This window comes from Cellvibrio mixtus subsp. mixtus J3-8, from assembly GCF_000766945.1.
Classification (GTDB): Bacteria; Pseudomonadota; Gammaproteobacteria; order Pseudomonadales; family Cellvibrionaceae; genus Cellvibrio; species Cellvibrio mixtus_A.
In genome coordinates, this window is the sequence record NZ_KN266207.1 from 538,531 (window position 1) to 551,931 (window position 13,401).

Sequence of the window (13,401 nt, forward strand, 5' to 3'; positions counted from 1 at the left end):
TGTTAAGGTTTCAGATAAAGGCATTAATGCATTTTTGGATCCGCATAATTCCTGTGACATCGTTTTTGATGCTACCTCGGCGGCTTATCATAAAGAACACGCCAAGCTTTTTGAGGAGCTGGGCATATTGGCTATTGATATGACTCCATCACACATCGGTGAATGCTGTGTCCCTGGTTTGGGAATGGAAGAGGCGTTGCGCAATCGCAATATCAGTATGATTTCCTGTGGTGGTCAATCATCCATACCTATTGCTAAAGTGTTGGCTGATTGTATTCCTGATGTTAAAAAAATATCCGTTTCCTCTATCGTTTCTGCCAATTCAATTGGCCCGGGAACGCTTGCTAATATTGATGAGTATTACCACAACACAAAAGCGGGTTTGCGCAAATATACTGGAGTGGGCGAATTTGATGTTGAGCTTCATGTGGATGATGTGAATCTGGAAACTCGCATGTTCACCACTGTTATGGCGTGGTGTGATGCCGCAGATCTGGATGCACTCCAGGGGCCACTGAACGAAATGTTGTTACGTATTCAACGTTATGTGCCGGGTTATCGATTGGAGTCCAATCCAATGGTGATTGATGGTGGTATTCGTATCGATTTGAGTGTGGAGGGGTTGGGAGATTATTTACCGAAGTATGCAGGTAACCTCGATATTATTAATTGTGCTGCAATTGCGGTTGCAGAGCATTATGCAAAATGTTTGCTGACGGACCGTCAAGTGCAAAAAACTCCAGCGATCAAAACCGGATTACAAATGGAATATTGATCGACCATGCGAATCACAAGGATGTGATATTTAACAGCACATCCTTATCTTCCCTCATTCGCAACACTCTGCTTTTTCTGTGTTTTTCCCTTCTACCGGGTATCGTGCAATGCTTGTACGGTTGGCTGTTCAATGTTCTTTTTATTTTCACTCCAGGCTCTGGTCAAATGATCCGTTTGTTGCGTTATTTGCGAAACTTTTGAAAAATACCAAAGGCATTGGCACGCGATTATAAACAGCATCAGGAATGTCCCGGCATATATTGCCATCATATCTGTGTAGTTCACAGAAAAGCTCCAATGACGTGCTATACCGAGATAGCTGGCATAAAGCCATGATGTTGTTGACAAACTACCTGCAAGGGCAAGGAGTACTTTTTCTGAAGAGGATAACTCATTCAGACCTTGTGGTTTGCATAAGCGTGGGAAGCAGAAGTTATGCAATAAGTATCCATTTACTGTTAGCACTACAACTACGCTTAATTTTGCCCAGAGTTTTTGATTGATGATGTAATCCGGGTGGCCGATATATCCTTTAATCACAATAGCGATTCCAGTTACCCATAACAACAGTAATGCGATAGATACTCTTTTCGCATTCAAATGCAATTCGGCTATTTCAAGTGTTGTCAGGCGCCTGCCATGGGTTTGAAAAAGTGCATAGTCCTGTATTAATAAAATTCCTATCGCAACACACGCAGCGAGTAAATGAATATAAACCAAAAGGGAATTGATCATTATATTTCACCTGCCAAATAAGGGCGACATTGTGATTGTTAAAAATTCACAAAAACCACCACGAATATTTTTCATGAAAGGTTTTTGTATTCGTTGAGCGCTCTTAGTGCACTAACAGTTGTTAGTGATGCTGGAGGGAATTGCAGTGGTAGTTAATTTTTTTTCAGGAATTTTTATGCTTACACGTTTCCTGTGTGCCAAGTCTATGGGTAGAAGAATGCTTTTTTCAATAGGGTGGTTCTCCCGATAACTACAATGAAAGCAGGTGCGTTTTTTCCTGTTTGCACCAATTAAATGCATTGACTGCCCTGGTATAAAAAAATTCAAAAAAATATGGAAAAGAATTGAAGAAAAATACTGATACCAATTGGTTTCGTAAACCGGTTTGATCTTACCTGGTGCATGGATGGTTTTTTAAGGGGAATGTATGTAATTGTTTGGTGCGTTGGTATGGTTTTGAATGCTCGGAAATAAATTTTAGTTTTTATTGGAAAAATAACGTGTATTACTGCTGTGTCGGGTTGCGTAACGATTAATCCGGGGGAGCGGACAAAAACCAGGGTTTTACTGTTTCCTGAATCCATGCTCCGGTTAGCAATAAAAAATAACCGGTTAATGACCAGGGACGTGAATAATGACGACAATATATTGTCGAACATCTTTACAGCGCTGGACTATACTCAGCAGGTCTTTAACGTCTCAGCTATTAATTGCCGGAATAAAAACAATGAAATACGACATTGTCGTGATCGGAGCGGGTATTCAGGGGGCTGGTGTTGCTCAAGCGGCGGCGGCGGCTGGTTATTCTGTATTGGTGGTGGAAAAAACCGCACCAGCAGCAGGTACTTCCAGCAAATCCTCAAAGTTGATTCATGGCGGTTTGCGTTATCTGGAATCGGCCCAGTTTGGTTTGGTGCGTGAAAGCTTGCGTGAGCGGGCTTTGTTATTGAAGCTTGCCCCTGAACTGGTGAAGTTGAAGCCATTGCACATTCCTGTTTATGAGGATTCAACCCGGTCACCGTTGACCATTCGAGCGGGATTGAGCCTCTATGCTGTGCTGGCTGGTTTGGATAAGGATTCATTATTCAGGCAAATATCCAAAGAAGAGTGGCCGCGTTTGGCTGGTCTGCGCCAGGACAAGCTCAGTGCTGTATTCCGCTACCATGAGGCCCAGACCGATGATGCGGCGCTTACTCGTGCTGTATTGCAATCGGCGGTGTTACTTGGTGCAGATTTAATGATGCCGGCGCGTTTTGTGGCCGCTGAGCGCAATGGACAATGTTGTAAGGTGGATATTGAAACCGCTCGCGGGCATGAATCGGTAAGTTGCAGGGCGCTGGTCAATTGTGCGGGGCCCTGGGTGCGGGAAGTCTTGGGCCAGATTACACCGGCTTTGCCCGTACCCGGGGTTGAGCTGGTGCAGGGTAGCCACCTTCTGCTTCCGCCTTTATTGGATCAGTACTTTTATCTGGAGGCTCCCTCCGATAAACGAGCAATTTTCGTCTTGCCGTGGGAAGGGCGTTTGCTGGTTGGTACTACCGAAAAAATTCATGAAGATGCTCCAGAGAAAGCCGTATGTTCAAGTGCGGAAAGGGAATATCTACTGAACACATTGCGCTATTACTTTCCGCAACTGGTGATTCCTGCAGAGCAGGTCGAAACATTTGCGGGTCTACGTGTATTACCAAAAAGCGATAAACGCGCATTTTCCCGCCCACGGGAAGTCATGTTTGCGGTGGATGATGAAGCCAGGCCAAGGGTTTTATCCGTAATGGGTGGAAAGTTGACTACCTACCGCGCGACTGCCGAGCAGGCAATGCAGCGACTCATGCCATCATTGCCGACTAAAGAGCGCCGCGCAGACACGGCCCTGGTCTCACTTATTCCCGTCCATTAAACCGGCAAATGGCTCCCTTGGGCTATTAATCTTGCGGATATTTTTGCCATTGCCGTTGGTCTGAACGGTATCTACCGCTAGAATGGCGCCCGATTTCCTGTCACCCCAACCAGCGGTCTCCGCTAAGGATTCTCCTGTGAACTTCACCGGTGCCCACATTCTCTCCATTACCCAATTTGAACGTGCTGACATCCAGCGTATTTTTGACGTGGCCGATGCGATGGAACCCTACGCCTTGCGCCGTAAAGTTACGCGCGTATTAGAAGGCGCCATTCTCGGCAATATGTTTTTTGAGCCCAGTACTCGTACGCGTGTCAGTTTTGGCGCAGCGTTTAATTTGCTCGGCGGCAATGTACGTGAAACAACAGGTTTTGAAAGTTCGTCGCTCACTAAAGGCGAATCATTGTTCGATACGGCGCGTGTGCTTTCGGGTTATAGCGATGTAATTTGTATGCGTCACCCGCAAGCGGGTTCAGTTGCCGAGTTCGCTGAAGGCAGCCGTGTTCCGGTGATTAATGGTGGCGATGGCCCTAATGAGCATCCCACTCAAGCCTTGCTGGATTTATACACGATCCGCAAGGAGCTTCGTTCCAAAGGGCGTGACCTGGATGGTTTGCGAATTGCCATGATTGGCGATTTAAAGCATGGACGTACAGTGCATTCATTGTGCAAGCTATTGTGCATTTTCGACAAAATCAGCGTAACCCTCGTATCACCCGGGGAATTGGCAATGCCGGAATATATTGTGGAAGAGTTGCGCAAAGCAGGTCACACCGTCCACATTACCGATGATTTGCCTACCAGCATTACCCATATTGATATTGCATACTCAACCCGTATTCAGGAAGAGCGTTTTGCAAGTAAGGAAGAGGCGGATCAATATCGCGGTCGTTTCCGTTTGAATCAATCCATCTACACGGAGTACTGCGAACCTAACACCGTCATTATGCATCCACTCCCGCGTGACTCGCGTGCCGATGCGAATGAACTCGACAATGACCTCAATGCAAATCCCAATCTCGCCATCTTCCGTCAAACTGATAATGGTGTGTTGGTGCGTATGGCGCTATTTGCATTGGTGTTAGATGTAGCAGACCAGGTAGATAAATATGCGCGTGAAGTGAATTGGTATAATTCGCTTCGCTCCAATTAATAAGCAATTTAAATTTACTGCGAAAAATCCGTATTACCTGGTAGTACGGATTTTTTTCTATGGAGTCAAAAATTGGAATTCAGGAAAACAGCTCATGCTGACGCACAACGATTGCTTGATTTCTATGTGGAAAACCGCACTCACCTTGCGCTCTGGGAACCTGAACGCAGTGATCGTTTTTATACGCTCGACTATTGGCAAGAACAAATGCAAAACCGCACAGCAGAAATGCAGGAAGGGAGGGCGGTATATTTTATGGCAGTGGATGATCGCGATAATGTAGGGGCTGTATGTAACCTGACCAATATAGTGCGTGGTGTTTTTCAGGCTGGATATATGGGGTATGCCGTTGCCAAAACATATCAAGGGCAAGGGATTATGAAAGCATTATGCGTGCATGTTGTGGATTATGCATTTGAGGAATTGCAATTAAACCGCGTGATGTCCAATTATTTACCACACAATGAGCGTTCGGGGAATTTGCTAAAATCCTTAGGCTTTGGGCAGGAAGGTTATGCCAGGCGATATTTGAAAATTAATGGTCATTGGGAAGATCATATCCTCACTGCAAAAATTAATCCGGCGAATTTGTAAATCCTGTAAGGTTTTCGATAACTCAAAAAAATAATACAATAAAAAATGTTATTTAATATTTTTCATAAAAATAGATTAATGAAAATCCCGCGAATTTACCGTCAGGTTTTTCAAGCAATGGGTATAGTCCTGCAGATGGCCTGCAACCAAATGGATTACCGGTGTTTCACTATCCGTTGCATTAATTTCCAATACCCCCTTGATCAATAATAATTGTGAATTTAACAATGGCTCACGAAAATGAACCTGGGTTTGTTGCCAGACAATCACGTTGATGCTGCCTGTTTCATCTTCCAATGTCACAAACATACTGCCTTTTGCCGTACCAGGTCGTTGCCTGCCAGTGACCAGGCCGGCAACGCGTACAAAACGCCTATGGCCCACACCGGCTAATTCTCGCCGGGTTTTGCAGCGATTAAAGGGCGGTTGATTGCGCAATAATGCCATAGGGTGTGCACGCAAACTTAAACCAAGGTTGGCATAGTCATCCTGCATATCTTTTTCCAGCGATGGCGCAGGCATAGTTAATAAATCGTGTTGGTTTTCACTTTGCTCCAATAACGCTATATAAGGTTTTATGGCTGCTGCTTGCCAACGTGCCTCGTGGCGATTGCCTGTGAGTTGTGCAAATGCATCAGCTGCCGCAAGGTGGCCCAAATCCGTTGTTGTAAGTGGCGTGCGACGTGAAAGATTTTCTAATGATGTAAACAACTTATTGCCGCGCCAGCGTTCAATACCTTGTGCAGCCGTGGTATCGAGTGAACTGATTTGGCTAAAGCCAAGGCGGATAGCGAGTAAAGGCTGTGGATTAGGAAAATATTCAGAATGTAAATTATTGGTGGTAATAATTTCCAGTTGATTATCGTATCTACTGTGGTTAATTTCGACAGGTAGTACCATAACGCCGTGGCGCTTTGCATCCTGAATTAATTGTGAGGGCGAATAAAATCCCATTGGTTGGCTATTTAGCAATGCACAATAAAAGGCAGCGGGATAATGACGTTTACACCAGGAGGAGGCATAACACAGTAACGCAAAACTGGCGGAGTGGGATTCCGGAAAGCCATAACCACCAAAGCCTTTGATTTGATCGAATAATCGCACTGCAAAATCGCGAGAGTATTTTCGCGCTAACATGCCGGCAATAAATTCTTCCTCAAATTTTTCCAGATCGCTGTTTTTCCCCCAGCTTGCCATTGAGCGCCGTAATTCATCTGCTCTGCCACCGCTAAAACCTGCTGCAACCATGGCAAGCCTGATAGCTTGTTCCTGAAAAATTGGAACACCTAATGTGCTTCTTAAAACAGGTTCCAAATCATCGTGCTCATAAGTCACTTTCTCTTTTTTATTGCGCCGTTGCAAATAGGGATGAACCATTCCACCTTGAATGGGGCCTGGGCGTACAATGGCAATTTGAATAACCAGGTCATAGAATGTGTTGGGTTTTAAGCGCGGCAACATCGACATTTGTGCACGTGATTCTACTTGAAACACACCAATGCTATCGGCCATACGCAACATTTTATAGGTGGCGTCATCTTCACCGGGAATATCTGAAATCCGTTGTATTTCAGGGCGATATTTTTGGATAATTTTTAGTGTTTTTTTCAGCGCCGTTAACATGCCCAATGCAAGGACATCCACTTTTAACAAACGCATGGTTTCCAGGTCTTCTTTATCCCATTGAATAATAGTGCGCTCGGGCATGCTGGCATTTTCAATTGGAACCAGATCGCTAATGCGATCCTGTGCGATAACAAAACCGCCCACATGTTGGGATAAATGCCGTGGAAACCGCCGCAGCTCATTTACAAGATGAAAAAATAAATACAACATTTTCTGTGAAGGCAATGTAAACGCCTGATCGGATTCTTGTAATTGTTTATTCAAGCGAACAAGGCGCTGTTCCCATTCGTCACGCTCATCCCACCAGGCAATCGATGAAGCCAAATGCGTTATAAATATTGGCTCAAAACCTAATGCTTTACCCAGGTCGCGAACCGCACTACGACGGCGGTAGGTAATAACCGTTGCGGCCAATGCTGCATGTTCACGGCCATATTTTTGGTAAATATATTGAATAACCTCTTCGCGTCGCTCATGTTCAAAATCGACATCAATATCCGGTGGTTCATTGCGTTCCCTGGAAATAAATCGTTCAAATAACACATTGATTTGTCCGGGGGCAATTTCGGTAATGCCAAGGCAATAACATACGACTGAATTAGCGGCAGAGCCACGCCCCTGGCATAAAATATCTTGTGAGCGTGCAAATTCAACGATGTCGTATACCGTCAGGAAGAAAAACTCATATTTTTCTTCGATGATAAGGTGCAACTCTTTTTCAATCAGTTGCGTGACTGCTGTCGGCGTACCTTGTGGATAACGTTTTTTCTCCCCCTGTTGCACCAGGTGGCGCAAATATTCATCAGGTGAAAGATTAGCTGGCACTAATTCTTGTGGATATTGATATTGTAATTCCTCCATTGAGAAATCACATAACTCCAGGATGCGTTCGGTTTCCTGTAATAACTTTACCGGATACAATTTTTCCAATTGCCCAAGGGTTTTTAAATAAGCTTCGCTATTTGCCTGTGTATTCGTTCCTAATTGTTGTACTTCGCTATTCAAACGAATTGCGCTGAGGCAATCCAATAACATTTTACGCTTGCTACTGTGCATCAGGGCTTGGCCGGCAGCTACCAGTGGAATTTCCCATTCGTTACCTAATTGTTGCCAGCGTTCAAACTGTTGTTGTTCGCCACTGTGCAATTGATGATTAATACCGAGCCATAGGCGATTTTTAAACGCGCGCGTTAAATAATCGGCATGGGCTTCGATGCTTGCTTCATTATTAGTGGTGATTGGGCCGCACAACCAGATAAGCAAACAATGCTGCAAGCGAAAACGCAAATCTTCCAGATGGGCTTCGTAACTGCCTTTATCGACGCGTCGTCTGGCGAGGGTAATAAAACCGGATAATTCCGCATAAGCGATACGAGTCGGAGCGATCGCAATTACGGTTATCCCATTGGATAATAAAAAACGGCTGCCGATAATTATTTCCATTTCGCAACGTTGGGCGGCAGCAAATGCTTTTACGACGCCTGCCAATGAACATTCATCGGTAATAGCAATTGCGCTGTAGCCCAATTCCTTTGCGCGTTCAACCATTTCGTGCGGATGGGATGCGCCGGTTAAAAATGTAAAATTGGTAATGGTATGAAGGTGTGTGTAATTCATAATATGTGGCAATTCCCTAACAAAAAACGCCTTGCACAAACCAGCATTGTTGTTGCAAATCTTTAAAAATCCATAACCTTAAACCATCGTGTCGTTGCGCCATAAAATAATCGCGTGCAACGGGCGTATCCCACCAATGCGTATGGATGCGTTCGGGGCCGGCTAATAATTGTAATTGGCCGCGCCAGTTTAATCCTGCCGGTGTTTGCCCAATCGTTTGCGGGATCGCAAATAACCATTTGGGGCGCAATGCTTGCTGTTGCAAAGCGGGTAATACTTGCCAGGCCGTTTTCTGGTAACTGATGATGTCATTGCTTAACTCCGGTAAATGGTCATCCTTGTAGCTGATTTTATAAATTGCACTATTACCCAGGCGCGCTTTCAGTTTGGCGGTGGTGAGGGTGAAATCCTGAGTGGTTTTTGGGTTTGGAGATTGTTGGGAAAAATCCAGAGGGCAGGTTTGTGCTTGCACTGGCGATGTAAAAGGGCAGTACAGTTCCATTTGGTCTACCGCAAAACGAAATGCATATTGTTCAAATTGGATCAAACTCAAATCCAGCAATAAATGCCCTTGCTGCTGCGGGGTATCGCAATGCACGCGAATAATTTCACGCTCCTGATAAATACTGATGAGATGCCATTCAATCATCTGGCATTGATGTTGGCGCTGTTGCAGGTGATAACTTAATTTTTGCAACAGTAACCTGAGTCCCGGTTGCAATAAATCCAGTTGGGTCACAGGAAATTCCAGATCTACCCGTTCAATAAAACGGATTTCAGGATGGAACAGGGGAACTGGTGCAGAGAATAAACCGGGTTGTTGCATATCCGGGCTAATATCCAGCATGTCACTCAAATACTGGCTGAATTCATTGCCAAAACGTTTGGAAAAACTGCGCAAACCACTGGCCTGTATTTGCTGGATTACATCGCCTAATGAGATAAAACCGGTTTGTTCCAATACAGTAATTTCATGTGGGAATTCTTCCAGGCAGGTTACGGGTAATTGTTGTAACCGGTCGCGAAAAAAATAACGTAATTGTTCAGCGTTATGATGGTTGATTGGTTGCTCAATGTGCTGAATGATATTATCAGCATGCTCTAAAAAACTGCACAACCAGGCTGCTTGTGCTGTGTGAGCCAGTGCATGGTAATAATGGTCCGTCACATTTTTTGCATGCAATTGCTTATGGATGAGATCAAGCAGCGTTGTAATGCCACCAAATAATGTTAATGAACGGGATATTTCCAGCAATACCCCGTGCTCACGGGTATATTGAGAAATATACATTTGCAGGTGCGGTGTAAATTGGTATAGCGCATCACACAACACCATTAATTTTTTTTCAATTGTACTATCAATGTTGTTTTTTGTTGGGTGACCATTGTTGTCATTATTTCCGGATAAACGAATGGCTAACCACAAGCGCATTGGCGGTGGTGATAGTGTACTGGCGCGGCTCATTAACGGCTCCGCAGTCTGGATATGTTGTTGGTAATTTTTCCTGATGAACGAACAGGCTTTTGGGGATGGATGTGAGGAATGTTATCCGGATAGTTATCAAGGTCTGCATGGGGTAGATAACCCATCCATTCGCGCGGTAGCGATAATTCAAGTGGTTTATTCAGTAATGATTGTTCACCACCTTTTTGTTTGGTGATGAGCACCTCCAGATATTCTGCATAAATCTGTGTACGTAAACGCAAATGGGCTGGTGAGGATTGTGGTGTAGTGCGTGAATGGCGTAACAACCAATAAATACCGGAACCTTCATTACTGGCTAATACACATTTTCGAATTTCAGTGTAATTCAGCGCTTGTTGTGGTTGCCAGGCTAACAGATGGCTGCAGGCCTTGGCGCGGGCAATTTCTACAAACGCAGCGAGGAAATCATTTTTAGCCGGTGCATTCACAATCAATATCTGGTCCAAATTTAATCCGGCTTGTAGGAAGCCCTGGGCAAATGGCAGTGCAGGCGGGTTGATTAATATTTGCAATCCTTCGGTGTTATTGCGCAATGCCGGTGCCAGTAATAACCATTCTCCTTGCCCTAATTCCTGCTGGTTTATTTCGATCAGGCAAGCCCGTGGCCAACCGTGATGAACCAAACAATTATTCAGTTCCGGATGGCCTGTATCCTGTCCATTGTTATCCTGAAAAAATGCTTTGGTGCCGCGCCAGATATCTCCACGCTGCAATAATTGTTCAAGGTTGGTAGGCAGTTGCTGGTTCATGATGAATGGAAATTGAAGTGATACTGTATTTAAATACAGTATATCGTTTTGAGGTGCTGTATAGTCAAGCAGATCCTGTGGCGGCTTAACATTGTTTGGTTATAAATGTTGATGCCTGGTTAACCCTAAGCTCTATTGGAATGAAATAGGTCTTAAAAGAAGAAATGGGTGAGACAAGATGGATGAAGCGGATTGGAAAAAAGAAAAGGCAGGTTTAATGAATAAACCCGACGATTTTATTTAATAGTGCAGGGCCGTTGAGGGACTTATCAAAATGATGTTTGATGCCCAGTGTATTGCCCAATTCGCTGGTTTTTTCATCCTGTGCCTCGCTTACCAGTGCCAGATTGATACCTGCGGTTTTGGGGGTACGTGCAAGAATTTTGCACAAATCAGCACCTGCCTGGGTATTGGCGATATTGGTGCCCAGCAAAATTAAATCCGGATGTAAATCTACCGCGAGTTCCAGGCATTCAGTTTGGGTTTCTGCCGTTAATAAATTGAAATGTGCTTGCAAATGAGTAGTGAAATGTCGAATCAATTCCGGATTATTGTCTGCTAGCAGTAAGGTTTTATGGGTGGCTACTTCATCTACCCAGCTACGGTTACGGCCGGCGCGTTTGGCTTTATACAATGCGCGGTCAGCATTTTTAATTAACTCTTCCAAATCATGTCCGGTGGTTCGCAAGCAAGTTGCACCGCCGAGACTGGCAGTTACGAAGGAGGCAGTTGGTGAAACATCGTGGCGTAATTGCAATGCATTGATTGCTTCACCAATAGACTGTGCTACACACATGGCGCCTTTGGCATCGGTTTCCGGTAGCAGTACGATAAACTCTTCACCGCCGTAGCGGCCTAAAATATCGGTAGTGCGATGCAGGCAGCTTTTAATTGCCTGGGTGACTTTTTTCAAGCAGGTATCGCCTGCCGGATGTCCGTAGTGATCGTTGAATAATTTGAAATGATCCACATCGATCATTAATGCACTAATGGGTTGTTGATGGCGTTTCGCCAATGCCCATTGCTGCTGTGCTAACTCATTAAAGGTACGACGGTTATAAATGTGGGTGAGGCTATCAAGCTGGCTGAGCGCTTCCAGTTCAGAATTCAGGCGGCTCAATTGATCGCGCATTTCGGCAATCCGTTCCATCGCGCGAATCTTGGCTTTGATGATCATAAAACTGACGGGTTTGATTAGATAATCATCACCGCCAGCGTCAATTCCTTCGCGGTAATTTTCGTCTTCGTTCAAACCGGTAACAAAAATGATGGGAATCCAATGGCCGGCTAGCCATTCGCGAATCAGGCGCGTGGTTTCAAAGCCGTTCAGGCCGGGCATTTCCACGTCCATGATGATCATGTCGACAGGCGTATTTTCCAGCAGCTGCAACGCTTCTTCGCCACTGCGAGCCAATAAGGGTTCGTGTCCCGCGTCAATAATATAGTTACGCATGGCATAGCGAAGGGTCGCGCTGTCTTCAACCAGAAGGATTTTCATAAGGCCGTGCGAAAAATAGACAAGGGATTACGGAAGCTCAAAAGGTCACCTGAGTGTAGTTAATTTATTTGGCACAGCTACTTTATTTGAAACAGCTACTTTGTTTGGAACAGCAACTTTCTTTTGGACGATTACTTTTATTCTGAATGCAAACCATTGAGTGGTGGCGCGCAATTAAACGTCATTTTACGTTGCTCTGGCGTCGGCGTCGAATGGATTACGGGCATGTTGACGGATATTTATCCGTTGCGCCGTCTGGTTCACAGTCAAATTGCAGAATTAATCGCGGTGATCTACATATAGCCATTTACCCAGGCTTTTACGGAACAGGGATCGTTCATGATGTTGTTGCAATTGTCCGTTCTGACGAAAAAAGGCAATAAATTCTACAATCCCTTCCTGGTCATCGGCTTGGCCCTTATGCGTGGCAAGAATTTGCAAGCCTAGCCAGTCACAGCTTTGCGCCCACTGTTGGATGTCGGCCTTACTGGAACGCAGGCGTTGCTCGGGGCTCCAGGTATCCCATAAGTAATCAATTGCCAGAAGTGCATGGGCGGCGTAGCGGGAGCGCATCAGCCGTTCCGCCGTTTCCGGCCAGGATTGGCCCTGGATATAAGGTTGGCAGCAATTGGCAAGGGGATTCTGGCTCCCGCAAGGGCAGGGTAATTGGGAGTTAAAGGCTGGTGTTTTCGATGGCATTTTGTGGTCCTTTTCGGTATTTTGTGCGCCTGTTTTTGGCGGAGCCAATTTTCACCGGATTGGATATAGGGCGCCAGCCTATTCTGCTGTTCGGTTCGGTGATTAATCCAAATTTTTGTTCATGCGGAAATTGCAGGGACAGGAATGTAGCAAAAGTAAAACTTACTTAACCAGGAGTGTGTAATGAAACAGTTTGGATTATTAAAGACTTTATCCGTAGTGGCATTGTGTGGTGCGGCCACGTTGAGCATGGGCGCAATGGCGGGTGCCAAATATGGTTCTCCGGTTGCTGTGTCGGCTACGGCGATCTGGGGTTCTTTGGGAGCTACCCGTGCGTCAGGTTATACCACGGATTATATTGAAATCTCTGATCAGGGCTCCGCAATTTATGTGCGTGGACTGCAGGGTTCCACTGGTGTTTCGGGCAGCTGCGTTACCTCTGATGCGGTGAAGATGGCGCAACTGCGTGCAGCTAATTCTGATGCTTTTATTAATGTCTCCATCAATGCAGGCCAATGCACAACCTTGATAGTAACGAACAATTCGGCCATACAGACCAAGGATCTATAA

At 45.2% G+C, this 13,401-nt stretch carries 11 protein-coding genes; 5 read left to right on the forward strand and 6 right to left on the reverse strand.

The features are described from left to right. Positions 1-775, forward strand: a 775-nt coding sequence (locus tag A596_RS07305; protein ID WP_235425639.1) for an acetylating acetaldehyde dehydrogenase, incomplete at its 5' end; no start/stop codon positions are given. A 92-nt stretch (positions 776-867) separates the two neighbouring features. Here A596_RS07305 and A596_RS07310 read toward each other — a convergent pair. Further along, positions 868-1,512, reverse strand: coding sequence for a DUF2214 family protein (locus A596_RS07310; RefSeq protein WP_052417327.1), 645 nt, complete (start codon positions 1,510-1,512; stop codon positions 868-870). A 727-nt stretch (positions 1,513-2,239) separates the two neighbouring features. Here A596_RS07310 and A596_RS07315 point away from each other — a divergent pair. The 3 genes from A596_RS07315 to A596_RS07325 all read left to right on the forward strand — a co-directional run bounded on the left by A596_RS07315 (position 2,240) and on the right by A596_RS07325 (position 5,156). Then, positions 2,240-3,409: a glycerol-3-phosphate dehydrogenase/oxidase gene (locus tag A596_RS07315; RefSeq protein ID WP_039913465.1), complete on the forward strand. Its 1,170-nt coding sequence runs from the start codon at positions 2,240-2,242 to the stop codon at positions 3,407-3,409. A gap of 136 nt (positions 3,410-3,545) precedes the next feature. Then, entirely contained in the window at positions 3,546-4,562 is a 1,017-nt protein-coding gene (locus A596_RS07320; protein WP_039913466.1) for an aspartate carbamoyltransferase, read from the forward strand. 72 nt (positions 4,563-4,634) lie between these two features. Beyond that, positions 4,635-5,156: a GNAT family N-acetyltransferase gene (locus tag A596_RS07325; RefSeq protein ID WP_039913467.1), complete on the forward strand. Its 522-nt coding sequence runs from the start codon at positions 4,635-4,637 to the stop codon at positions 5,154-5,156. Between the two features lie 75 nt (positions 5,157-5,231). On the opposite strand, the gene A596_RS07330 is transcribed toward A596_RS07325, so the two are convergent. The 5 genes from A596_RS07330 to A596_RS07350 all read right to left on the reverse strand — a co-directional run bounded on the left by A596_RS07330 (position 5,232) and on the right by A596_RS07350 (position 12,831). Further along, positions 5,232-8,399 carry an error-prone DNA polymerase gene (locus tag A596_RS07330; RefSeq protein ID WP_039913468.1) on the reverse strand — a complete coding sequence of 1,056 codons (3,168 nt, stop codon included), beginning with the start codon at positions 8,397-8,399 and terminating at the stop codon, positions 5,232-5,234. A 16-nt stretch (positions 8,400-8,415) separates the two neighbouring features. Continuing rightward, positions 8,416-9,864 carry a DNA polymerase Y subunit UmuC family protein gene (locus A596_RS07335; RefSeq protein ID WP_052417328.1) on the reverse strand — a complete coding sequence of 483 codons (1,449 nt, stop codon included), beginning with the start codon at positions 9,862-9,864 and terminating at the stop codon, positions 8,416-8,418. Further along, positions 9,864-10,634 carry a translesion DNA synthesis-associated protein ImuA gene (gene imuA / locus A596_RS07340; protein ID WP_039913469.1) on the reverse strand — a complete coding sequence of 257 codons (771 nt, stop codon included), beginning with the start codon at positions 10,632-10,634 and terminating at the stop codon, positions 9,864-9,866. The genes A596_RS07335 and imuA overlap by 1 nt, the downstream gene beginning before the upstream one ends. 214 nt (positions 10,635-10,848) lie before the next feature. After that, positions 10,849-12,132 (reverse strand): diguanylate cyclase, encoded by a 1,284-nt coding sequence (locus tag A596_RS07345; RefSeq protein WP_039913470.1) that lies wholly within the window; start codon positions 12,130-12,132, stop codon positions 10,849-10,851. A 279-nt stretch (positions 12,133-12,411) separates the two neighbouring features. Next, positions 12,412-12,831: a YchJ family protein gene (locus A596_RS07350; protein ID WP_152600124.1), complete on the reverse strand. Its 420-nt coding sequence runs from the start codon at positions 12,829-12,831 to the stop codon at positions 12,412-12,414. Positions 12,832-13,014: 183 nt separating this feature from the next. Between A596_RS07350 and A596_RS07355 the strand changes: the two genes are divergently transcribed. After that, positions 13,015-13,401 (forward strand): hypothetical protein, encoded by a 387-nt coding sequence (locus A596_RS07355; protein WP_039913471.1) that lies wholly within the window; start codon positions 13,015-13,017, stop codon positions 13,399-13,401.